Raw genomic sequence first — 23,194 nt, 5'->3', positions numbered from 1 at the left:
TCCCCGGCTCGACACCGGAAGTCCACCATGCGGGAGGCTACTACCGGCAGGCGGATTGGCGCAGAGACATCTCGGACGTCCTGTGACCCTTGACACTGACGGGCAGCAGACCTTCTAATCCCCGCTAGCGAAAAGGCGGTTCCGCATCGCGGAAGCGCTTGACCGGCGGGTGGCACACCCGCCTCGACCAACCCTGGGGACGCCGGTGTCCGTACAGCTCGTCTTGATCTCGATCTTGCTGGTGGTCTTCCTGATCGCCACGGTGCTGCCCGTGCACATGGGTGCGTTGGCCCTGGTGGCGGCGTTCATCGCCGGCTACTTCATCTACGGCACCGACGGCGACCCGACGTACGACGACGCGGTCTTCGGCTTCTTCCCCGGGTCGCTGTTCGTCGTCCTGGTCGGGGTGACGTACCTGTTCGCCATCGCCAAGAACAACGGCACCGTCGACTGGCTGGTGCACGCCGCGGTCACCGCATCCGGCGGCCGGCTCGCAGCCATCCCGTGGGCGATGTTCACCGTCACCGGCGTGCTCACCGCCATCGGCGGCGTCGTGCCGGCGGTGGTGGCGATCATCGCCCCGGTCGGCATGTCCTTCGCGCGGCGGTACCAGATCAACCCGGTGCTGATGGGCCTGTTCATCATCAACGGCGCCACCGCCGGCGGGTTCTCGCCGCTGTCGATCTTCGGTGTCATCACCAACACCGTGGTCGCCGACAACGGCCTGGAGGGCAGCCCGCTGTTCCTCTGGGGTGCCTCGATCGTCATCAACATCCTGCTCTCCATCGCCGTCTTCTTCCTGTTCGGCGGCCGCAAGCTGCTCGGCGGCGGGCGGGTCGACCTGACCGACAACCGCAGCGACGACTTCGTGGCGGCCTCCGTCGCCGGGGACGCCACCGAGGACACCGGCGAGGACATCCCCGGCGGGCCTGCCCGCGGCGTGGCCGTCGGCAGCACCGGCACCGCCGGTGCGGCGGTCTCCGGCGGCCGGGTGACCGAGGCGCGGCACGGCGAGCCGGGCCACCAGCACTCCCACGTCGAGGACCGCGCCGACCAGAAGGCGCTGCAGACCACCGCGCTGGCCGTCGACAACGCGCCCGACCCGGTCACCACGCTCGACCGGGACCGCTCGCTGACGCTGATCGGCCTGGTCATCCTGGTCGTCGGGTCGCTGCTCCCCCTGGGCCTGGACATCGGCCTGATGGCCATCACCGTCGGCGTCATCCTGTCGGTGGTCGCGCCCCGTGGCGCCAAGGGCGCCGTGGGCCAGATCGCCTGGCCGACCGTGCTGCTGATCTGCGGCATCGTCACCTACGTCGGTCTGATGCAGGACCAGGACGTGCCCGGCTGGCTCGGGGACAACGTGGCCCAGCTCGGCCTGCCGCTGATCGCCGCCCTGCTGATCTGCTACATCGGCGCCGTCGTCTCGGCCTTCGCCTCCACCACCGGCATCCTCGGTGCGCTGATCCCGCTGGCCGTGCCCTTCCTCCAGGGCGACAACGCGATCGGGGCCATCGGCCTGATCACCGCACTGGCGATGTCCTCCTCGATCGTCGACTCCAGCCCGTTCTCCACCAGCGGGGCACTCGTGGTCGCCAACGCCACCGAGGCCGAGCGGGAGCGGACGTTCAAGAACCTGACCGTCTGGGGCTTCTCGATGGTCGCGCTCATCCCGCCGATCACCTGGCTGGTCCTGATCGTGCCCGGCTGGCTCTGAGCAGCACCCGCACCACCCGCGCCCCGGTCGGCACCCAGCCGCCGGGGCGCGGTCACGTCCGGACCACATCGAGACGACGCAGCCCCCGGAGGCAGACGTGAGCACACCCGCACCGCCCGACCAGCCGCCCCTGACCGGCATCACCGTGCTGGAGGTCGGCGTCTTCATGGCGGCCCCGTACGCCGCGATGCAGCTGGCCGACCTGGGCGCCCGGGTGGTCAAGGTCGAGGACCCCCGGTCCGGCGACCCGGTCCGGGCCAGCGGGCCGTTCGTCGACGGCGAGAGCTCGCCGTACCTGCGGCTGAACCGGAACAAGGAGTCCGTCGCGCTGGACCTGAAGTCGGCCGCCGGCAAGCAGGCCTTCCTCGACCTGGTCGCCTCCGCCGACGTGGTGATCGAGAACCTGCGGCCCGGCGCGATGGCCCGGCTGGGGCTGGACGCCGAGGCGATCTGGGCAGTCAACCCGCGGGTGGTGCACGCCTCCGGGTCCGGCTGGGGGCAGGACGGACCGCTCGCCCCGCTGCCCGGGCTGGACATCATGGCCCAGGCGCGCAGCGGGATCATGAGCATCACCGGCACCCCCGGCGGCGAGCCGGTCAAGGTCGGCGTCCCGGTCTGCGACCTGGTCTGCGGCCTCTACCTGGCGCTCGCGGTCACCGCGGCGCTGCGCGAGCGGGACCGCACCGGCGTCGGCCAGTCGATCGACGTCTCGCTGTTCGAGGCCGGGGTCAGCCTCGCGGTGTGGGAGGCCGGCAAGTGGTTCGCCACCGGCGAGGTGGGCGGCCCGCTGGGCTCGGCGCACCAGAGCCAGGCGCCCTACCAGGCGTTCCAGACCGCCGACGGCTGGGTGACCATCGGCGCGAACACCCCCAACACCTGGGCCGGGCTCTGCGCGACCCTGGACATGGCCGACGAGCTCGCCGACCCCGGCTACGCCGACGCCAGCCGCCGGCACGCCCGCCGCGGCGAGCTGCTGGACGTCGTGGAGAGCCGCACCCGGGCCCGCACCACCGCCGACCTGCTCGCCGCGCTGGGCGCGGCCGGGGTGCCGTGCGCCCCGATCAACGACTACGGCGAGGTGTTCACCGACGAGCACCTGAACGCGCGGGAGTTCTTCTGGGACGCCCCGCACCCCACGCTCGGGCCGGTGCGGCAGATCGGCTCGCCGATGAGGTTCTCCCGCACCCCCGCCGTCCGCGGCGTCGCCGGCCCCCCGCTGGGCGCCGACACCCGCGCGGTGCTCACCCGGTACGGCGTCCCCGCCGACGTCGTCGACGCCGTCATCCCATCCAGTCGAGAGGACGACGCATGAGCGAGCTCCAGGTCACCCAGGACGGCGCGGTGCTGACCGTGCTGTTCAACCGCCCGGAGGCCCGCAACGCGATGACCTTCGCGATGTACGAGGGGCTCGAGGAGGCCTGCGCCCGGGCCGACGCCGAGGAGTCGGTGCGGGTGCTGGTGCTGCGCGGCGCCGGCGGCCGGGCCTTCGTGGCCGGCACCGACATCGCCCAGTTCCTGGAGTTCACCAGCGGGGACGACGGGATCGCCTACGAAGCGCGGATCGAGCGGGTGGTCAACCGCCTGGAGGACGTCACCGTGCCGACCGTCGCCGCGGTCGAGGGCGCCTGTGTCGGCGGCGGGCTCGCCCTGGCCGCCGCCTGCGACCTGCGGGTGGCGACGGCGTCGTCGCGGTTCGGCGTCCCGATCGCGCGCACGCTGGGCAACTGCCTGTCGATGAACACCTACTCGCTGCTGGTGCACCACCTGGGCCCCGGTCGCACGCTGGACATGCTGCTGCGGGCGAAGCTGCTGTCCGCCGCCGACGCGGCCGCCGCCGGCTTCGTCGGCGAGGTGGTGCCCGACGGCGAGCTGGACCCGGCGCTGGCGTCGCTCACCGAGACGCTGCTCGGGCACGCGCCGCTGAGCATGAAGGCGGCCGGCCAGGCGGTGGCGCGGCTGCGCCGGGCCACCCTCCCCGACGGGGACGACCTGGTGCGGGAGGTGTTCGGCAGTGCGGACTTCCGGGCCGGCGTGCGGGCGTTCGTGGACCGTGGACAGGTCAGCTGGACCGGCCGCTGAGCGCGCGGGTGCCGTCCTCCCGCAGCTCGGCGGCCAGCCCGGCGGCGGTCCGCTGCAGCAGCGCCACGATCGCCGGCACGCTCTCCATCGGCACCCGCCCCTCCGGGCCGGAGACCGAGATCGCGGTCTGCGCCGGGCCGCCGGGCACCGGGACGGCGACGCAGCGGACGCCGATCTCCTGCTCGCCGTCGTCCAGCACGTAGCCCTGTGCGGCGATCTGCGGCAGCAACGCCAGCAGCTCGTCGGGGTCGGTGACCGTCTTGTCGGTGCGGCGGGGCATGCCGCCGCGCTCCAGCAGCTCGCGGGCGGTCGAGACGGGCAGCTGGGACAGCAGCGCCTTGCCGACCCCGGTGCAGTGCAGGTGCACCCGGCGGCCGACCTCGGTGAACATCCGCATCGAGTGCTTGGAGGGCACCTGGGCGACGTAGACCACCCGGTCGCCGTCCAGCATCGCCAGGTTCGCCGTCTCCCCGGTGGAGTCGACCAGGTCACTCAGGTGCGGCCGGGCCCAGGTGCCGAGCGTCCGCGAGGAGCTCTCGCCGAGGTGGATCAGCCGGGGGCCCAGCACGTACCGCCGGGAGGGGAGCTGGCGCACGTACCCGCGGGCGACCAGGGTGCGGACCAGCCGGTGGATCGTGGACAGCGGCAGGCCGCTGTCCACCGCGAGCCGGGAGAGCGCGACCTCGCCGCCGTCCTCCGCCATCAGCTCCAGGAGCAGGAAGGCCCGCTCGAGGGACTGCACGCCCCCGTCGGAACCGCTGATCGCGCCGCCGGTCTCGGCCATGCCACTCCTCCGTCGTCCCGCGCACCCGGGGCCGCCACCGTGCCCGCTCCTCGGGAGCCCGGGGCCGCACGGCCGCCGGGCACCGGAGCGCCCGCGGTCGTCTTGACCCCACTGGTGACCGAGGATACGTTTTCCACATCACAGATGGAACCTTCCGCTTCTCGGAAGGTGACACCACACGTACGGCCCGTCCCGCCGGCCCGGGGAACGCCTCGGTACCGCTGCCGGACGGCACCGACCCCCAGGGAGAGCAATGAGCAGCGTCGACGGCGTGGAGATCACCGGCCCGATGGGCCCGCGGTTCGACGAGGTCCTGACGCCTCGGGCTCTGGAGCTCATCGCACTGCTGCACCGCGAGTTCAACGGCCGCCGGCTGGAGCGGCTGCAGGCCCGCACGGAGCGGGTGCAGGCGCTCGCCGACGGCGGCACGCTCGACTTCCTGCCGGAGACGGCCTCGATCCGCGAGGACGACTCCTGGCGGGTGGCCCCGCCGGCCCCCGGCCTGGTCGACCGCCGGGTGGAGATGACCGGCCCGACCGACCGCAAGATGACCATCAACGCGCTCAACTCCGGCGCCAAGTGCTGGCTGGCCGACCAGGAGGACGCCAACTCCCCGCTGTGGGAGAACGTCGTCAACGGCCCGCTCAACCTGATGGACTCGATCGACCGCACCATCGACTTCACCAGCCCGCAGGGCAAGTCCTACGAGCTCAAGCCGGACGACGAGCTGCCGACGATCATCGTCCGCCCCCGCGGCTGGCACCTGCCGGAGAAGCACATCACCGTCGACGGTGAGCAGACCTCCGGCAGCCTGGTCGACTTCGCGCTCTACCTGTCCGCCTGCGGGCAGAAGCAGATCGACCGCGGGCAGGGCCCGTACTTCTACCTGCCGAAGATGGAGAGCCACCTCGAGGCGCGGCTCTGGAACGACGCCTTCAACCTCGCGCAGGACCAGCTGGGCATCCCGCGCGGCACCATCCGGGCCACCTGCCTGATCGAGACCTACCCGGCGGCCTTCGAGATGGAGGAGATCCTCTACGAGCTGCGCGAGCACTCCTCCGGCCTCAACGCCGGCCGCTGGGACTACCTGTTCAGCGTGATCAAGACGTTCCGCACCCGCGGTGAGGACTTCACCCTCCCCGACCGGAACTCGATCACCATGACCGTGCCCTTCATGCGGGCCTACACCGAGCTGCTGGTGCGCACCTGCCACAAGCGCGGCGCACACGCGATGGGCGGCATGTCGGCGTTCATCCCGAGCAAGGACCCGGAGAAGAACGAGTTCGCGTTCAACAAGATCACCGATGACAAGAGCCGCGAGGCCAACGACGGCTTCGACGGCTCCTGGGTGGCCCACCCGGGCATGGTCCAGACCGCGATGGACGCCTTCGACAAGGTCCTCGGCGAGCGGCCGAACCAGCTGGACAAGCTGCGTGAGGACGTGTCGGTCAGCGCCGCCGACCTGCTCAACGTGAAGGCCACCCCCGGCGAGGTCACCGAGGCCGGTCTCCGGGCCAACGTCAGCGTCGGCATCCAGTACGTGGAGTCCTGGCTGCGCGGCTCGGGTGCCGCCGGCATCAACGGCCTGATGGAGGACGCCGCCACCGCCGAGATCAGCCGCAGCCAGGTCTGGCAGTGGCTGCACAACGGGGTGTCGCTCAACGACGGCCAGCAGGTCACCACCGAGCTCGTGCAGCGGGTGATCGAGGAGGAGGTCGCCGCCATCGCGGAGGCCAAGGGAGATGCGTACTCCTCCGGCCGATGGGACGATGCCCGTGCGCTCTTCACCGAGATGGCCCTGGGCGACGAGTACAACGACTTCCTGACCGTCCCGGCCTACGAGCGCATGCCCTGATCCACTCCCCGCTGACCACCAGGATGGCCATCTTGGTGGTCAGCGGGGGCCGCACCACCTCGCACGTCACAGCAGGTCCGGCAATGAAGGCGGAACCTCATGAGCGGCACGCACGGCACCGAGACGACGGCCGGCCCGGTCCTCGGCGACACCCCACCCGAGGCCACCTCGGCCACCGGTGAGGCAGGGGACAACGCCGCGGGCATCGCGGCCGTGGGCCGGGTGGCCCGCGAGCTGATGCCCGAGACCGGGGTGATCGCCGACCCCACCCAGCTGCGCACCTACGAGTGCGACGGCCTGGCCCACTACCGGGTCACCCCCGCACTGGTGGTCCTCCCGGAGACGACCGAGCAGCTGGCCGGGGTGGTCAAGGCCTGTTCGGAGCACGGCGTCCCGTTCGTCGCCCGCGGCTCGGGTACCGGACTGTCCGGCGGCGCACTCCCCCGGGCCGACGGCGTCCTGCTGGTCACCTCCCGGATGCGCACCATCCACGAGGTCCGCCGCGCCGACCAGCGCGCCATCGTGGAGCCCGGCGTCATCAACCTGGACGTCACCCGGGCCGCCACCCCGGAGGGCTACTACTACGCCCCCGACCCCAGCAGCCAGCAGATCTGCTCCATCGGCGGCAACCTGGCCGAGAACTCCGGCGGCGCGCACTGCCTGAAGTACGGGTTCACCAGCAACCACGTGCTCGGCACCGAGCTGATCACCCCGCAGGGCGACGTCGTGCAGCTGGGCGGCCTGGCGCCGGACTCCCCCGGCTACGACCTGCTCGGCACCGTCGTCGGCTCCGAGGGCACCCTCGGCATCGCCACCACCGCCACCGTCCGGCTGGTGCGGCTGCCCGAGGAGGTCCGCACCCTGCTCGTCGGGTTCCACACCACCGACGACGCCGGGGCCGCCACCTCGGCGATCATCAGCGCGGGCGTCCTGCCCGCCGCCATCGAGATGATGGACGCGCTGGCCATCGAGGCCGCCGAGGCCGCGGTCCACTGCAACTACCCGGACGGCGCCGGCGCGGTGCTGGTCATCGAGCTCGACGGCGCCGCGGCCGAGGTCGAGCACGAGTACGCCCTGGTCGAGCGGTTCTGCCAGGAGAACGGCTCCTTCGAGCTGCGGCTGGCCACCGACGCCATGGAGCGCGCGCTGATCTGGCGGGGCCGCAAGTCCGCCTTCGCCGCGGTGGGCCGGATCAGCCCCGACTACATCGTGCAGGACGGCGTCATCCCGCGGACCGCGCTCCCCGAGGTGCTCCGGGCGATCGCCGAGCTCTCGGAGTCCTCCGGAGTGCGGGTGGCCAACGTCTTCCACGCCGGCGACGGGAACCTGCACCCGCTGGTGCTCTTCGACGGGGAGAAGGAGGGCGCCGGCGAGGCCGCGGAGAAGGTCAGCGGCGCGATCCTGGACCTCTGCATCACCCACGGCGGGGCGATCACCGGCGAGCACGGGGTGGGCGTGGACAAGGCCGCCTACATGCCGAAGATGTTCACCGACGACGACCTGGACACCATGCAGCTGGTCCGGTGCGCCTTCGATCCCGGCAACATCTCCAACCCGGGCAAGATCTTCCCGACGCCCCGACTGTGCGGCGAGGTGCCCGGCAAGCGGAAGCACGCGCACCCGCTGGTCGAGGCCGGTCTGGCGGACGCGTTCTGATGACCACCGTCGACCTCGACACCGCCCGTACCGCCCTCTCCGACGCCTGCGGGGAGGTCACCGACGCCACCCCCGCCGACGCCGTCGACGGGGTGCCCGCCGCGCTCGTCGCCCGGCCGGGCTCCACCGAGGAGACCGCCGCCGTGCTGCGCGCCGCCGCGGCGGCCGGGCTCACCGTCGTCCCGCGCGGTCGGGGCACCAAGCTCACCTGGGGCCGGCCGCCGGAGTCCGCCGACGTCGTGCTGGACCTGAGCCGGATGAACCGGGTGCTCGACCACGCCGCCGGCGACCTCATCGTCGACACCGAGGCCGGCGCGCTGTTCTCCGACGTCCAGCAGGCCGCGGGCTCGGCCGGGCAGCGACTGGCCCTGGACGAGCCGATCGCCGGCGGCACGGTCGGCGGCATGCTGGCCACCAACGCCAGCGGTCCCGGCCGGGTCGCCGTCGGCACCGCCCGCGACCTGCTGATCGGCGTGACCGTGGTGCGCGCCGACGGCGTGGTCGCCAAGGCCGGTGGCCGGGTGGTGAAGAACGTGGCCGGCTACGACCTGGGCAAGCTGGTCATCGGCTCGTTCGGCACCCTCGTGGTCGTCACCCGGGCGGTGTTCCGGCTGCACCCGGTGCCGGCGGCCCGGCGGTTCGTCTCCGTCCCGTTCGGCTCCGCCGAGGACGCCTCCCGGCTGGTCCAGTCGGTGGTGCACGCGCAGGTCGTGCCGGCCGCCGTCGAGGTGGAGTGGCGCGCCGACGGCGCCGGCACGGTCGGCGTCCTGCTGGAGGGCACCCCGGCCGGCGTGGAGGCCCGGACGGCGAGCACCCGGCAGCTGCTGGGCGACGGCGCGTCCGCCGCCGAGGAGGCGCCCGCCGGCTGGGGCGTCCTGCCCTGGACCGAGGAGCCCGGGTCGACCGGCCTGAAGCTCACCTGCGCGCTGTCCGGGCTGGCACCGGTGCTCACCGCCGCCCGCCGGGCCGCGGACGACGCCGGGGTGCAGCTCACCGTCCGCGGCTCCGGTGGGGCCGGCGTCCTCTACGCCGCGCTCGCCGCCGACGCGCCGGTCGACGCCGTGGCCGGCGTGGTCGCCCGCACCCGGGCGGTCTGCACCGAGCACGGCGGCTCGCTCGTCGTCCTCGACGGTCCGCCGGCGGTCAAGACGGCGGTCGACACGTGGGGCCCGGTACCGGCGATCGACCTGATGCGCCGTGTGAAGGAACAGTTCGACCCCGAGCGCCGTCTGGCGCCCGGCCGGTTCGTCGGAGGCATCTGATGGTCGAGTCCACCCGCGCCCGTTCCGACGAGCCGCAGAGCGACCCACGCAAGGCCGACGCCCTCAGCGCCGGTCCGGTGCCCGTGGGCACCCCGACCGTGCGGTCGGCGTTCGACGAGGACCACCCGCCCTCGGCGGAGCTGATCAGCGACTGCGTGCACTGCGGCTTCTGCCTGCCCACCTGCCCCACGTACACGCTGTGGGGCGAGGAGATGGACTCCCCGCGTGGCCGGATCGACCTGATGAAGGCCGGGCTGCAGGGCGCACCGCTGACCGACACGATGGTGCAGCACTTCGACGCCTGCCTGGGCTGCATGGCCTGCGTGACCGCCTGCCCCTCCGGCGTCCAGTACGACAAGCTGATCGAGGCCACCCGCGTGCAGGTGGAGCGGCACCACACGCGCAGCCCGGGCGACCGGGCGATGCGCGCGGCGATCTTCGCCCTCTTCCCCTACAAGAAGCGGCTGCGGGCGCTGCGCGGTCCGCTGCGGGCCTACCAGGCCAGTGGCCTGCCCAAGGTCGTGCGCGGCAGCGGGCTGCTGGACCGGCTGGCGCCGAAGCTGGCCGCCATGGAGGGCCTGGCCCCGGTGCTGGAGAAGCGGGAGAAGCTGCCCGAGCGGGTGCCGGCCACCGGCACCCGGCGGGCCGTGGTGGGCATGCTGACCGGCTGCGTGCAGGGCGAGTTCTTCCCCGGCGTGAACGCCGCCACCGCGCGGGTCCTCGCCGCCGAGGGCTGCGACGTGATCATCCCCCGCAAGCAGGGCTGCTGCGGGGCGCTGTCGGTGCACAACGGCCGGCAGGAGGAGGCGGAGTCCTTCGCCCGCTCCACCATCGACGCGTTCGAGGCCGCCGGCGTCGACACCGTCGTGGTCAACGCGGCCGGCTGCGGCTCCAGCATGAAGGAGTACGCCGACCTGCTCGCCGACGAGCCGGACTACGCCGAGCGGGCGAAGGCCTTCTCCGCCAAGGTCCGGGACGTCTCGGAGTTCCTCTCCGACCTCGGCAGCGTCGCACCGCGGCACCCGCTGGAGGTCACCGTGGCCTACCACGACGCCTGCCACCTCGGGCACGCGCAGGGCATCCGGAGCCAGCCGCGCAGCCTGCTGCGGGAGATCCCCGGCCTGCAGGTCAAGGAGATCGCGGAGGCCGAGGTGTGCTGCGGTTCGGCCGGGATCTGGAACGTGCTGAACCCCGAACCCGCCCGCGAGCTCGGCGACCGGAAGGCGCGCAACATCGCCGGCACCGGGGCCCAGCTGCTGGTCACCGCGAACCCCGGGTGCCTGATGCAGGTCTCGTCCTCGCTGGAGCGGCAGGGCACCCGGATCGGACTGGCGCACACCATCGAGGTCATCGACGCCTCGATCCGGGGGCTCCCGGTCACCACCCTCGGCCCCCAGCACTGAGGAAGGACCCCGTTCTCCTCACCCCTCGCAGGCTCGGGGCGAGCCTCTGAACGGGGCCGGGGCGGGCCGTTCGGCGTTCAGCCGGCCTGGCCGGCGACCTCGGCCTCGTGCGCCTCGCCGAGCCGGTTCAGCCGGCCCAGCAGCTGGGCGAGGGTCGCGACGTCGGAGGTCTCCCAGTCGGCGAGGTCGGCCTCCCAGCGCGCCCGGCGGGCATCACGCAGCCGGCTGAGCCGTCGGTGCCCCTCCTCGGACGTCGACAGCACCTGGGCTCGGCCGTCGTCGGGGTCGGCGACCCGGTCGACCAGGCCGAGGTCGACGAGCGAGGACACCTGGCGGCTGACCGTGCTCTTGTCCAGCCCGAGCCGCGCGACCACGTCACTGGCCCGCAGCGGGCCCGCGTCGTCCAGCAGCACCAGCAGGCCGTACGCCGCGCCGTCCAGGTCCTGGTGCAGCTGGCCACCCAACCGGCCGGAGATGGCCCGGGCCCGGCGCAGCAGCAGGGCCACCTCGCGTTCGAGCGCGACGTAGGCGGCGTGCGGGTCCTGCCCGGAGATGTCCACGTCGGCTCCGTCCGGGGTGGCGCGAGCTGCGCTGTCGACGGTCACACCGTTCTCCACGTCCGAGGCGGACCCGGCGTTCCCGGAACCCGTCACTGCCGGCCCGTCGGCCGCCACACCACCAGGGCAGAACTGGACGTGCGGGGCACCAGGTCCCGGCGGTAGGCCGCCGCCACCGCGGACTCGGCGGCGATCCGGTGGGCCTCGGAGAGCTCCAGCTCGTCGAGCAGTTCGGTCACCCGGGCCTGCAGCGCCTCGACCCGGGACTCGAGCTCGATGATCCGCTTGATCCCGGCCAGGTTGACGCCGTCCTCCTGGCTCAGCCGCTGCACCTCGCGCAGCAGCGCGACGTCCCGCGGGCTGTACCGGCGGCCCCCGCCGGCCGTGCGACCGGGGCTCACGAGGCCGAGCCGGTCGTACTGCCGCAGCGTCTGGGCGTGCATGCCGGCCAGCTCGGCGGCGACGGAGATGACGAAGACCGGGGCGTCCTCGGCGAAGGAGCGGCCGGGGTCAGGGAGCGTCATCGCGCCGCTCCGTTCCGGAGCGCGGCCGTGACCTCCGGTCGCGGGTCGTCGGGCAGCTCGGCGGCGAGCTTCTCGATCGCCTCCCGGGCACCCGGGGTCAACCGACTGGGGACGGCGACCTCCACGGTGACCAGCAGGTCGCCGGTCGTGGCCTTGACCGGCACGCCGCGCCCGCGGACCCGGAAGGTGCGGCCGCTGGAGGTGCCGGCCGGGACCTTCAGCGACACGGACCCGTCCAGGGTGGGCACGGTGAGCGTGGTGCCCAGCGCCGCCTCGGCGAAGGACATCGGCACGGTGAGGGTGAGGTCGTTGCCGCTGCGCCCGAAGAGGTCCGAGCCGCTGACGTGGACGACGACGAACAGGTCGCCTGCCGGGCCACCGCGTCGTCCGGGGGCGCCCTTGCCGGGCAACCGGATGCGCTGCCCGTCCTTGACCCCGGCCGGGATGCGCACGGTGATGGTGCGGGTCTGGGTGGTGACCCCGCCGCCCTTGCACTCCGGGCAGGGGTCGTCGACCACCGAGCCGGTGCCGCGGCACTCCTTGCACGGCTCGGAGAAGGCGAACGCGCCCTGGCTGCGGCTGGTGACGCCCGCGCCGTTGCAGACCGGGCAGGTGTGCGGGCTGGTGCCCGGGCGGGCACCGCTGCCGGCGCAGGTCGGGCAGGTGCCCGGGCTCTGCATCCGCAGCGGCACGGTCACGCCGAGCACGGCCTCGTCGAAGGCGAGGGTGGCCTCCGTCTCGACGTCCTGACCTCGGGCCGGCCCGGACGCGGCCTGGCTGCGGCCGCGCGCGGAACCACCCGGGCTCGTGGCGCCGCCGGTGAACAGGCCGCCGAAGAGGTCGCCCAGGCCACCGGCCCGCCCTCCGGCGCCGGGGGCGCCGGACGCGCCGCCGAAGAGGTCGCCGAGGTCGAACGGCTGGCCCGCGCCGGCACCGCCCCCGCCGGGGAAGCCACCGGGGAACCCGCCGGGCGCACCGGCGCCGGGCCGGAAGCCCCCGGCACCGAAGAGCCGGCGCGCGTCGTCGTACTCCGCCCGCCGCTTCGGGTCGGACAGGACGTCGTAGGCCTCCGAGACCTCCTTGAAGCGGGTCTCGGCCTGCGCGTTGCCCGGGTTCTTGTCCGGGTGCAGCTCACGGGCCAGCTGTCGGTAGGCCTTCTTGATGGCGGCGGCGTCGGCGTCCTTGGCGACGCCCAGGGCCGCGTAGTAGTCCTTCTCGATGAAGTCCCGGGTGCTGCTCATCGGGCGCCTCCTCTCTGCTGGGCGGGGGACGGGCCGGTCCGGCCTCCGCGGGACGGAGACCGGACCGGCCGGGGGGTCGGGCTCAGCCGGCGGCCGGGCCGGAGCCCGACTGATCGGCGTCCGCGGCGGTGTCGACCACCTCGGCGTCCACGACCTCCGGTCCCGCAGCCGCAGCAGGGGCGGCCGGGGTCTCCGGCTCGCTCACGCCGACCATCGCGGTGCGCAGCACCCGGTCACCGCGCTGGAAGCCCGGCCGCAGCACCGTGGTGGCGGTGGGCTCGCTCACCTCCGGGGAGGTGTCGTGCAGGACTGCCTCGTGCAGGGCGGGGTCGAACGGGTCGCCCGGCTTGCCGAACGAGGTGACCCCGAGGCCGTCGAGCAGCCCCAGCACCCGGTCGGCGACGACCTTGAAGGCGCCGGTGAGGTCGCCGTGGTCCCGGGCGCGCTCGATGTCGTCGACGATCGGGAACAGCTGGCCGGCGAAGCGCTCGGCCGCCTGGTCGACGACGAGGACCCGGTCACGCTCGACCCGACGCCGGTAGTTGGCGTACTCGGCGGTGACCCGCTGCAGGTCCTCGGTCCGCTCGGCCAGCTGCCGTGCGGTGTCGTCGGCCCCGCTCTCGATCCCGCCGGTCACCGGCGGTTCGACGACCGGGCCCGCTCCGTTCCCGGAGGCGCTCGTGTCGTTGTCGTGCTCGCTCATGTGTTCTCCCTGCTCCGGCGTGGCACCGACCGGCTCGTCGCCGGCCGGCACGCGGACCGTGCCGCTGGTCGGGTCGATGCGCCGCTCGTCACGGATGACGCCCGCGGCGCCTGCTCGTCCTGCTGGCTCATCGTCCCTCGCCAGGCGCACCGGCCCGGTCACCCGGGCCGGTGCGCCTGCGCGTCGACGGTGAGGTCAGCGCTTGTCGGACTCGTCGTCCACGATCTCGGCGTCGACGACGTCGTCGTCCCCAGCGGCCGCGGTCGAGGTCGAACCGGTGGAGTCGGTGCCGCCGTCGAAGCCCGCGTCCCCTGCCGCACCGTCGGTTGCCCCGTCGGCCTGCGCCTGGGCGTAGAGGGCCCCGCCGACCTCCTGGGAGATCCGGGCGACCTTCTCCTGCGCGGTCTTGATCGCGGCGATGTCCGACCCGCCGAGGGACGAGCGGAGCTCGGTCAGCGCCTCGCCGAGCTCCTCCTTCTTCTCGGCCGGGATCTTGTCGCCGTTCTCGGCCAGGAACTTCTCGGTCTGGTACTGCAGCGACTCGGCGAGGTTGCGGGTCTCGGCCTCGTCGCGGCGCTTCTTGTCCTCCTCGGCGTGCGCCTCCGCGTCGGCCATCATCCGGGCGATGTCGTCCTTGGGCAGGGCCGAGCCGCCGGTGATGGTCATCGACTGCTCCTTGCCCGTGCCGAGGTCCTTCGCGTGGACGTGCACGATGCCGTTGGCGTCGATGTCGAAGGCGACCTCGATCTGCGGGACGCCGCGGGGCGCCGGCGGCAGACCGGTCAGCTCGAACATGCCGAGCTTCTTGTTGTAGGACGCCATCTCGCGCTCGCCCTGGAAGACCTGGATCTGCACGCTCGGCTGGTTGTCGTCGGCCGTCGTGAAGATCTCCGAGCGCTTGGTCGGGATCGTGGTGTTGCGCTCGATGAGCTTGGTCATGATCCCGCCCTTGGTCTCGATGCCCAGGGAGAGCGGGGTGACGTCGAGGAGCAGGACGTCCTTGACCTCACCGCGGAGCACACCGGCCTGCAGTGCGGCACCCACGGCGACGACCTCGTCGGGGTTGACGCCCTTGTTGGGCTCCTTGCCGCCGGTCAGCTCGCGGACCAGCTCACTGACGGCGGGCATCCGGGTCGAGCCACCGACGAGGACGACGTGGTCGATGTCGCCGACCTTGACGCCGGCGTCGCGGATCGCCTGGTTGAACGGCGCCTTGGCGCGGTCCAGCAGGTCCTGGGTCAGCCGCTGGAACTCGGCGCGGGTGATCGTGACGTCCAGGTGCATCGGGCCGTCGGCACCGGCGGTGATGTAGGGCAGGTTCACGTTCGTCGACTGCGCACCGGACAGCTCGATCTTCGCCTTCTCGGCGGCCTCGCGCAGGCGCTGCATGGCCAGCTTGTCCTTGGCCAGGTCGATGCCGGACTGGGCGTTGAAGGTCTGCACGAGGTGCTTGACGACTCGCTCGTCCCAGTCGTCGCCACCGAGCTTGTTGTCACCGGCGGTGGACTTGACCTCGATGACGCCGTCGCCGATCTCCAGCAGGCTGACGTCGAAGGTGCCGCCACCGAGGTCGAAGACCAGGATGGTCTGCTCGGTCTCGCCCTTGTCCAGGCCGTAGGCCAGGGCCGCGGCGGTGGGCTCGTTGACGATGCGCAGCACGTTGAGGCCGGCGATCTCCCCGGCCTCCTTGGTGGCCTGGCGCTGGGCGTCCTCGAAGTAGGCGGGGACGGTGATGACGGCCTCGGTGACCGGCTCGCCCAGGTAGGTCTCGGCGTCGCGCTTGAGCTTCTGCAGCACCCGGGCGCTGATCTCCTGCGGGGTGTACTGCTTGCCGTCGATGTCGCCGGTCTTCCAGGTGGTGCCGACCTCGCGCTTGACGCTGCGGATCGTGCGGTCGACGTTGGTGACGGCCTGATTCTTGGCCGACTGGCCGACCAGGACCTCGCCGTTCTTGGCGAACGCGACGACCGAGGGAGTGGTGCGTGCACCCTCGGAGTTGGCGATGACGGTGGGCTCGCCGCCCTCGAGGACCGCGACGACGGAGTTCGTGGTGCCGAGGTCGATTCCGACTGCTCGTGCCATGGAAGGCCTCTCCTAGCGTTGCTGACGGGGTGGTGCTGGTCTGGGAGTCGGGGGCCCGGCGCCGTCCACCATTGGGCCTTGCGCCTGGTCCGCTCAACTTTCCTGCCCAGCCTAACGGCAGTCTGCGCCTGCGTGTTCCCGGGGGCGTTGGGCGTGACGCGCCCCTCACCTGCAGGGCGCCGTCCTCACGGCACGGGGCGCGGTCGCCCCCCGGAGGTAGAGGACGGCGATGGTGGGGCCGCCGTCGTCCACAGCCCCTGGCCGACCGGGCGGTCCGGCGTCGTCGAGCGCCGAGACTCTCTCCCGGTGCACCCGGCACTGAGGTACGCGGCGGACGAGCGGATGGGCGTCTTCTCCATCGCGGAGGCCCACTCCGCCGGCTACGGCGACGACGAGATCCGCGCGCTGCGCTCATCCGGGCGGTGGGTGCGACTGCGCCAGGGCGTCTACACCACGGCCGAGGACCTGGCGGTGACCGAACGGGACGGCGTCCGGCACGCGGTCGACTGCCTGGCCGTACTGACGTCGCTGGCCCGCCCCACCGCCGTCGTCAGCCACACGTCCGCGGCGCGGGTGTGGGGCTGGCCGATCCCCCGGCGGGAACCGGGCACCGTGCGGCTCACCGACCCGCACCAGTGGCGGCGCACATCCGCCTACCGGATGGCCTGCGCGCCCGTACCGCCGGAGCACCGGGCACACCGCGGGCCGATCCCCCTGACCTCCCCTGCCCGCACCCTGGTCGACTGCGCGCGCGAGTGGTCACTGCAGGACACGGTCATCGCGATGGACGCCGCGCTGCTCGCCGGGAGGGCGACCCCGGTGGAGCTCCGGGACGCCCTCGCCGTCGCTGCCCACTGGCCCGGCGTCCCCCGCGCGATCCGGGCCGTCGCCCTCGCCGACGGCCGAGCCGAGTCACCACTGGAGACGCGCGGGCGACTGCGGGTCGTCGGGGCGGGGCTGCCGGTGTTCGAGCCGCAGGTCGAGATCTGGTCCGGCGGCCGACGTCTCGCCGTGGTCGACGGCTGGTACGACGACGCCGCGATCGCCCTCGAGTTCGACGGCAAGCTGAAGTACACCGATCCCTGGCGCCACCGCACGCCCGGCGAGGTGCTGTGGGAGGAGAAGCGGCGAGAGGACGCCCTTCGCGGCCTCGACATCCGGGTGGTGCGGATCGCCGACGAGGACGTCGGACGCGGGTGGGACGCGCTCGACCGGCGGCTGCGCGCCCTGCTCGGCGCCGACGGCCCTGTCGACCGCCGGTTCACCGTCGTGCCGCGCGCCATCGGCCGCCCGCGCGTCGGCTGACTCGCCGCCGCCCCCACCTCCCGGGCGCCGCCCTCACCGCACAGGGTGCGGTCGGCCCCCGGGAGGTGAGGCCGGCGGGCTCGGCGGCGGCCCGGCGGGGGCGGGGCTCGAGGGTTACCCGTAAGTAGCCTGTGGGCGCCCGGTTAGTGTCCGTGCCGGGTGGGCGACGACGCCCGCGCACGCACGAGAGGGAGCCCATGGGCCCGTTGCAGATCGTCCTCGGCACGCTGGCCGTGATCCTGCTGGTCGTCTCGGTGGTCTATGCCACCAAGGCCGTCCGCGCGATGCTGCGGATCTTCCGCACCGGCCAGCCAGACCCGACCCGCTCCGGCCCGGTCGGCCCGCGGCTGAAGACGCTGGCGGTCGAGTCGCTGGGGCACACCCGGATGCTCAAGTGGTCGGCCATCGGCGCCGCCCACTGGTTCGTCTTCATCGGGTTCTACGGCCTCTTCCTCACCCTCGTCGAGGCGTTCGGGGAGGTCTTCAACCCGGAATGGCACCTCCCGCTGATCGGCGAGTGGGCGCTGTGGAACCTCTTCGTCGACCTGATCGGCGCGGCCACGGTGCTCGGCATCCTGTACCTGATCGTCCGGCGCCAGCTCGACCACCCGCGCCGGCAGGGCCGGTCCAGCCGGTTCGCCGGGTCGAACGAGGGGCGCGGCTACTTCGTCGAGGCCGTCGTCCTCACCATCGGGATCTGCATCCTGCTGATCCGCGCGATCAAGGTCGCCGCCGACCTCACCGACGCGCCGGCCTGGTCGCACCCGGTCTCCGGCCTGCTGGCGAACATCGTCCCGGCCAACCCCGACCTGCTGTCGGTCGTCGCGTTCATCAAGATCGTGGTGAGCCTGGGCTGGCTGATCACCATCTCCCGGGTGCTCAACATGGGCGTCGCGTGGCACCGGTTCAGCGCGTTCTTCAACATCTACTTCAAGCGTGAGGACGACGGCACGCAGGCCCTCGGCCCGCTGCCGGCGATGACCTCGGGCGGCAAGCCGATCGACTTCGAGGACCCGGGCGAGGACGACGTCTTCGGCCGCGGCAAGATCGAGGACTTCACCTGGAAGGGGATGCTGGACTTCACCACCTGCACCGAGTGCGGGCGGTGCCAGAGCCAGTGCCCGGCCTGGAACACCGGCAAGCCCCTGTCGCCGAAGATGGTGATCATGGACCTGCGGGACCACCTGTACGCCAAGGCCCCGTACCTGACCGGCGCGACCAAGGCCTCCGACGATGCGCCGAACTTCGCCGACTTCACCACCCTGGAGCCCAGCGCCGAGCAGGTCTGGGCGTCGGGCTACGCCCGGATCGAGGGCACCAACGACGCCCAGGCGCACCGCCCGCTGGTCGGCACCCTCGAAGAAGGCGGGGTCATCGACCCCGATGTGCTGTGGAGCTGCACCAACTGCGGTGCCTGCGTCGAGCAGTGCCCGGTCGACATCGAGCACGTCGACCACATCATGGACATGCGTCGCTACCAGGTGCTGATCGAGTCCAGCTTCCCCTCCGAGGCCGGCGTGATGATGCGCAACCTGGAGAACCGCGGGAACCCGTGGGGCGTGGGCGGCAACATCCGCGAGGAGTGGATGAAGGACCTGGACTTCGAGGTCCGGCAGGTCGAGGGCGCGATCGACGACGACGTCGAGTACCTGTTCTGGGTCGGCTGCGCCGGCGCCATCGACGACCGCGCCAAGAAGGTCACCAAGGCCGTCGCCGAGCTGCTGCACATCGCCGGCGTGGAGTTCGCCGTCCTGGGCAACGGGGAGACCTGCTCGGGTGACCCGGCCCGCCGGATGGGCAACGAGTTCCTCTTCCAGCAGCTGGCGCAGGAGAACGTGGAGACGCTCAACGCCGTCTTCGAGGAGCGCCCGGCCGGACGACGGAAGATCGTCGCCACCTGCCCGCACTGCTTCAACTCGATCAACCGCGAGTACCCGCAGCTGGGCGGCGACTACGACGTCGTCCACCACACCCAGCTGCTCGGCCAGCTGGTCGAGGAGGGGCGGCTGACCCCGGTCACCCCGATCGACCGCAAGGTCACCTACCACGACCCGTGCTTCCTGGGCCGGCACAACAAGGTCTACACACCCCCGCGGGAGATCCTCGACTCGGTGAAGGGCCTGTCCACCCAGGAGATGCACCGCTGCAAGGACCGCGGCTTCTGCTGCGGCGCCGGCGGCGCGCGGATGTGGATGGAGGAGAAGATCGGCAAGCGGATCAACGTCGAGCGCACCGAGGAGGCGCTCGAGCTGGACCCGGACGTCATCTCCACCGCCTGCCCGTTCTGCATCACGATGCTGTCGGACGCGGTGACCAGCAAGCAGCAGGCCGGCGAGGCGAAGTCGCACGTCGAGGTCCTGGACGTCAGCCAGATCCTGCTCCGCTCGATGGCCCCTGCGGGTGCGCCGGGCACGGAGTCCGGCCCGGGCGTGGGCACCGTGCCCGACGACCCGGCCGGCACCGGCTCCGCCGCCACCCAGCACAACTGACGAAGGACCCCGCTGCCCCCCACCGCTCGCAGGCGCGCGGCGGGCCCCTGCAGCGGGGCCGGGAACGACCGTCCCCCCGCACGAACGCTGGTGCGGGGGGACGGTCGTCGGTGCAGGGGGACGAGCCGGAGGGACACTGGGCACCATGAGCTCTCCGTACGGCGGCGGTCGTCGCCGCGGGGAGGCCGAACGGACCGCAGCCTCCCGTAGCACGCGCATGCACTACGCCCGCGACGTCAACGACGAGCGCGCGCTGGCCGACGACCGCCCGACGATCCGGCGCAGCCGCCACTGGACCTGGCTGGCCCTCGCGATCGTGGCGATGTCGGTGCTCGCCGCCGTCGGCGGCCGCGGCGCCCAGGACGTGCCGATCACCGCCGACTGCGACGCCCCGCAGATCGCCGTGGCCAGCAGCGTCGTCACCGCCGGCCAGCCGCTGCGGTTCCGGGTGACCGGGGCCGAGGACGTCGACTACGTGATGACCCTGGACGGCGAACCGGTCCGCGGCGACGCCGGCACCACCGTCAGCTACACCGAGACCCCTGCTGGACCGGCGTTCCGGCTGCCCCAGTGCGTGAGCCCGACCCTGCGGCTGGCCGCCCCGGCCGGTGACGGCGTCCACGACCTGGCGATGCTGCGGGTGGCCGGCGACGGCACGACCGAGCAGGTGGCCGCGGTGCCGGTCACGGTGACCGGTACCGGGTAGCAGCACCCGACTCCCGGGCTTCGGCGGCTCGGGGAGGAGGATGAGCGGACGTGACCCGCAGCGCCGCCCCACCGCCGACGCGCACCTCCTCCCGGCAGGGGCTCGTTCTGGTCGGGACGGCGATCGTGCTGACCGGGTTCAACCTGCGCACCGCGGTGAACAGCGTCGGCCCGGTGCTGGAGGAGATCGAGCGCGGTCTCGGCATCTCCTCCGGCCTCGCCGGCCTGATCACCAGCATGCCGCTGATCTGCTTCGCCCTGATCGGCTTCGCCGGCCCGCCGCTGGCCGCCCGGTATCGCGACGGGCACGTGCTGGCCGCGGCCCTGCTGGTCATGGCGATCGGGCTGCTGCTGCGGGTGTCGGTGCCGAACGTGTGGGTCTTCCTGCTCGGCACCGTGGCCACGATGGTCGGCGGGGCGCTGGGGAACGTGCTGCTGCCCGGGCTTGTCAAGCGGTGGTTCCCGGACCGGACCGGGCTGCTGGTGGGCGCCTACAGCACGGCGCTGGCGATCGGCGGGGCGGTCGCCAGCGTCTCCACCGCGCCGATCGCCGAGGCGGCCGGCGCCGAGGGCTGGCGCTGGGGCCTCGGGATCTGGGCGGCGTTCGCGCTGGTCGCGGCGCTGCCCTGGCTCGCCGTGCCGGTCCGGCCGGGCGCCTCCCGGGGCCGGCACGCCGCGGTGCGGCTGCGCGCGCTCGGGCGCAGCCGGCTGGCCTGGACGATGGCGGCCTTCTTCGGCCTGCAGGCGATGCAGGCCTACGTCATCGTCGGCTGGACGGCGCAGTACCTCCGCGACCAGGGGATGTCCGCGGAGGCAGCCGGGTTCCTGGTCGGGCTGAACGCGCTGATCGTGATCCCGCTGAACGCCGTCGTCCCGCTCGGCACGGTGCGGCCGAACTGGCAGCGGCCGATGCTGCTGGCCTTCGTCGCCTGCTACCTGGCCGGCTGGACCGGCCTGCTGCTGGCCCCGCTCACGCTGACCTGGCTGTGGGTCTGCCTGCTCGGGCTGGGGATGGGCACGTTCGCGATGATCCTGGCCCTCTTCGGGCTGCGCGGGCGCACCCCGGAGTCGGTGAGCGCTCTCTCCACCGTCGCCCAGGGCTGGGGGTACGCACTGGCCGGGGTGGGCCCGCTGCTGGTCGGTCTGCTGCGGGGCCTCACCGGCGGCTACACCGGCATGTTCGTGCTGGTCTACGCCGGGGTCGGGTTGCTGCTGGCCACCGGCTGGAGCATCTGCCGGCCGAGGTACGTCGACGACGAGGTGCCCGCGCTCAGCGGCCCGGCCGGTCGCCCGGGGGACTTCCCGGAGACCGAGGTCGCCGGCGCCGAACCACCGGTCGTCCTCCCGCGCCCCGAGCGCTGAGCTCAGACCGGCAGTTGCAGCGCGCGCAGCAGCTCCGTGGACCGGTCCCGGCGCAGCTCCGGTGACCGGGTGAGCAGTGCGACGGCGACGACGTAGGAGTCCTCACCCGCCCAGCCGCGCCCCTCCGCGGTGAGCTCGGCGATGTGCTCACGCACCCGGGGCTCCCCGCTGTACGCGCCGAACTCCAGGCCCATCGCCAGGAAGTTGGCCACCTGGTACCCGAGGTCGCGGGCCGTGGCCAGGGTGGCGGCGGGGTCGGAGTAGCTGGGCAGCGCGACCAGCAGGTGATCGAACCCGGCCTTGAGCAGCCGGAGCACCATGTCGTTGCCGTACCAGCCGCCCCACAGCTCGGGCATCAGGATGTCGGCGTCCGGTGCCGGGATGTAGGGCGGGTTGGCGATCACCGTGGAGACGTCCCGCCCGCTCGGGGAGTCGGCCCAGGCGAAGAAGTCACCGTGCTCGACGGCGTAGCGGTCGGCCACGCCGAGGCCGCTGATCGTCTGCCGGGCCCGCTCGACCGACGTCGCGCTGATGTCGGTGCCGTGGACCTGCAACCCGGGCACCGCCCGGACGACGTGGGCGATGGCCCGAGCGTCGCCGCTGCCGAGCTCCGCGACCCCCTCGGTCTGCCAGGGCACCAGCGTCGCGTACTGCGTCAGCAGGAGCTGCACCGAGAACGCGTAGTGCGCCGACTCCTCGGCACAGTCGAAGAAGCCGTCCACGATGTGGTTGCCCGACGGCTGAGGCAGGAGAACAGCAGTGTCCCGGGGGTCCATGGGGCAGGCCTACCCCAGAAGGCGGTCCGTCATCCGGCCTCGCGCCACCGTTCACCGAGTCGTCGGACACCCGCCGCCCGCGGGCACCCGTCAGGCCGGGTCGGGGCGGCGGGTCTGCGCCCGGCTGAAGTTGCGGAACGACCGGGACGGCGTCGGTCCGCGCTGGTCCTGGTAGCGCGAGCCGTAGACCGCCGAGCCGTAGGGGTGCTCGGCCGCCGAGCTCAGCTGGAACAGGCACAGTTGGCCGATCTTCATCCCCGGCCACAGCGTGATCGGCAGGTTCGCCACGTTGGACAGCTCCAGCGTGATGTGCCCGGTGAACCCGGGGTCGACGAACCCCGCCGTCGAGTGGGTGAGCAGCCCGAGCCGCCCCAGGGAGGACTTCCCCTCCAGCCGGGCGGCGAGGTCGTCGGGGATGCGGACGACCTCGAGCGTCGACCCGAGCACGAACTCACCCGGGTGCAGCACGAAGGCGTCGTCACCGGTGGGCTCGACCAGGGTGGTCAGGTCGTCCTGCTGCTCGGCCGGGTCGATGTGGGTGTACCGGGCGTTGTTGAAGACCCGGAAGAACCGGTCGAGCCGGACGTCGATGCTCGAGGGCTGCACCATCGCCGGCTCGTAGGGCTCGATCCCGAGCCGGCCGGTCGCCAGGGCCGCTCGGATGTCGCGGTCGGACAGCAGCATGGCGCGGAGT

The 23,194-nt window shown here is 72.9% G+C and carries 19 protein-coding genes; 11 read left to right on the top strand and 8 right to left on the bottom strand.

The window, feature by feature from the left end; all coding sequences use genetic code 11:
* Positions 1 to 205: 205 nt before the first annotated feature.
* The 3 genes from O2W15_RS07670 (at position 206) to O2W15_RS07660 (ending at position 3,796) form a co-directional block, all read left to right on the top strand.
* On the top strand, positions 206 to 1,717 hold the full coding sequence (locus tag O2W15_RS07670; protein WP_269162723.1) for an SLC13 family permease: 1,512 nt from the start codon (positions 206 to 208) through the stop codon (positions 1,715 to 1,717).
* A 97-nt stretch (positions 1,718 to 1,814) separates the two neighbouring features.
* Positions 1,815 to 3,029: a CaiB/BaiF CoA transferase family protein gene (locus tag O2W15_RS07665; protein WP_269162722.1), complete on the top strand. Its 1,215-nt coding sequence runs from the start codon at positions 1,815 to 1,817 to the stop codon at positions 3,027 to 3,029.
* On the top strand, positions 3,026 to 3,796 hold the full coding sequence (locus O2W15_RS07660; RefSeq protein ID WP_269178983.1) for an enoyl-CoA hydratase/isomerase family protein: 771 nt from the start codon (positions 3,026 to 3,028) through the stop codon (positions 3,794 to 3,796). Before O2W15_RS07665 ends, O2W15_RS07660 begins: the two co-directional genes overlap by 4 nt.
* Here the strand turns inward: O2W15_RS07660 and O2W15_RS07655 are convergent.
* Positions 3,777 to 4,580: an IclR family transcriptional regulator gene (locus O2W15_RS07655; protein WP_269178982.1), complete on the bottom strand. Its 804-nt coding sequence runs from the start codon at positions 4,578 to 4,580 to the stop codon at positions 3,777 to 3,779. The two genes, O2W15_RS07660 and O2W15_RS07655, sit on opposite strands and share 20 nt — an antisense overlap.
* Positions 4,581 to 4,833: 253 nt before the next feature.
* Here O2W15_RS07655 and aceB point away from each other — a divergent pair, with 253 nt between their 5' ends.
* From aceB to O2W15_RS07635, 4 genes are all read left to right on the top strand, one after another.
* Positions 4,834 to 6,435, top strand: coding sequence for a malate synthase A (gene aceB / locus O2W15_RS07650; protein ID WP_269178981.1), 1,602 nt, complete (start codon positions 4,834 to 4,836; stop codon positions 6,433 to 6,435).
* Positions 6,436 to 6,534: 99 nt separating this feature from the next.
* Positions 6,535 to 8,091, top strand: coding sequence for an FAD-linked oxidase C-terminal domain-containing protein (locus O2W15_RS07645; protein WP_269178980.1), 1,557 nt, complete (start codon positions 6,535 to 6,537; stop codon positions 8,089 to 8,091).
* A complete protein-coding gene (locus O2W15_RS07640; protein ID WP_269178979.1) occupies positions 8,091 to 9,353 on the top strand; it encodes an FAD-binding oxidoreductase in 1,263 nt (420 codons plus the stop codon). Before O2W15_RS07645 ends, O2W15_RS07640 begins: the two co-directional genes overlap by 1 nt.
* Positions 9,353 to 10,756: a (Fe-S)-binding protein gene (locus tag O2W15_RS07635; RefSeq protein ID WP_269162716.1), complete on the top strand. Its 1,404-nt coding sequence runs from the start codon at positions 9,353 to 9,355 to the stop codon at positions 10,754 to 10,756. The genes O2W15_RS07640 and O2W15_RS07635 overlap by 1 nt, the downstream gene beginning before the upstream one ends.
* Positions 10,757 to 10,833: 77 nt before the next feature.
* Here the strand turns inward: O2W15_RS07635 and O2W15_RS07630 are convergent, their stop codons facing one another.
* The 5 genes from O2W15_RS07630 to dnaK form a co-directional block, all read right to left on the bottom strand.
* Positions 10,834 to 11,361: a MarR family winged helix-turn-helix transcriptional regulator gene (locus O2W15_RS07630; protein WP_269178978.1), complete on the bottom strand. Its 528-nt coding sequence runs from the start codon at positions 11,359 to 11,361 to the stop codon at positions 10,834 to 10,836.
* Between the two features lie 44 nt (positions 11,362 to 11,405).
* Positions 11,406 to 11,837, bottom strand: a complete 432-nt coding sequence (locus tag O2W15_RS07625; protein WP_269162714.1) for a heat shock protein transcriptional repressor HspR — start codon at positions 11,835 to 11,837, stop codon at positions 11,406 to 11,408.
* On the bottom strand, positions 11,834 to 13,078 hold the full coding sequence (gene dnaJ / locus O2W15_RS07620) for a molecular chaperone DnaJ (RefSeq protein ID WP_269178977.1): 1,245 nt from the start codon (positions 13,076 to 13,078) through the stop codon (positions 11,834 to 11,836). Before dnaJ ends, O2W15_RS07625 begins: the two co-directional genes overlap by 4 nt.
* Before the next feature lie 82 nt (positions 13,079 to 13,160).
* A complete protein-coding gene (gene grpE / locus O2W15_RS07615; protein WP_269178976.1) occupies positions 13,161 to 13,781 on the bottom strand; it encodes a nucleotide exchange factor GrpE in 621 nt (206 codons plus the stop codon).
* A 195-nt stretch (positions 13,782 to 13,976) separates the two neighbouring features.
* Positions 13,977 to 15,863: a molecular chaperone DnaK gene (gene dnaK / locus O2W15_RS07610; RefSeq protein ID WP_269162711.1), complete on the bottom strand. Its 1,887-nt coding sequence runs from the start codon at positions 15,861 to 15,863 to the stop codon at positions 13,977 to 13,979.
* 306 nt (positions 15,864 to 16,169) lie between these two features.
* Here dnaK and O2W15_RS07605 point away from each other — a divergent pair, with 306 nt between their 5' ends.
* From O2W15_RS07605 to O2W15_RS07590, 4 genes are all read left to right on the top strand, one after another.
* The gene (locus tag O2W15_RS07605; RefSeq protein WP_269178975.1) at positions 16,170 to 17,168 is read left to right on the top strand and encodes a type IV toxin-antitoxin system AbiEi family antitoxin domain-containing protein; all 999 of its coding nucleotides are present in this window, start codon (positions 16,170 to 16,172) and stop codon (positions 17,166 to 17,168) included.
* 197 nt (positions 17,169 to 17,365) lie between these two features.
* On the top strand, positions 17,366 to 19,657 hold the full coding sequence (locus O2W15_RS07600) for a (Fe-S)-binding protein (protein WP_269178974.1): 2,292 nt from the start codon (positions 17,366 to 17,368) through the stop codon (positions 19,655 to 19,657).
* Between the two features lie 145 nt (positions 19,658 to 19,802).
* Positions 19,803 to 20,363, top strand: coding sequence for a hypothetical protein (locus tag O2W15_RS07595; protein WP_269178973.1), 561 nt, complete (start codon positions 19,803 to 19,805; stop codon positions 20,361 to 20,363).
* 50 nt (positions 20,364 to 20,413) lie between these two features.
* The gene (locus O2W15_RS07590; RefSeq protein ID WP_269178972.1) at positions 20,414 to 21,724 is read left to right on the top strand and encodes a CynX/NimT family MFS transporter; all 1,311 of its coding nucleotides are present in this window, start codon (positions 20,414 to 20,416) and stop codon (positions 21,722 to 21,724) included.
* A 2-nt stretch (positions 21,725 to 21,726) separates the two neighbouring features.
* Here O2W15_RS07590 and O2W15_RS07585 read toward each other — a convergent pair whose 3' ends face one another.
* On the bottom strand, positions 21,727 to 22,500 hold the full coding sequence (locus tag O2W15_RS07585; RefSeq protein WP_269178971.1) for a methyltransferase domain-containing protein: 774 nt from the start codon (positions 22,498 to 22,500) through the stop codon (positions 21,727 to 21,729).
* A gap of 90 nt (positions 22,501 to 22,590) precedes the next feature.
* A complete protein-coding gene (gene dcd, locus O2W15_RS07580; RefSeq protein ID WP_269178970.1) occupies positions 22,591 to 23,184 on the bottom strand; it encodes a dCTP deaminase in 594 nt (197 codons plus the stop codon).
* Positions 23,185 to 23,194: the final 10 nt, after the last annotated feature.

The organism is Modestobacter sp. VKM Ac-2979 (genome assembly GCF_026967995.1).
Lineage (GTDB): Bacteria > Actinomycetota > Actinomycetes > Mycobacteriales > Geodermatophilaceae > Modestobacter.
This window is presented reverse-complemented; position numbering and strand designations above follow the sequence as displayed.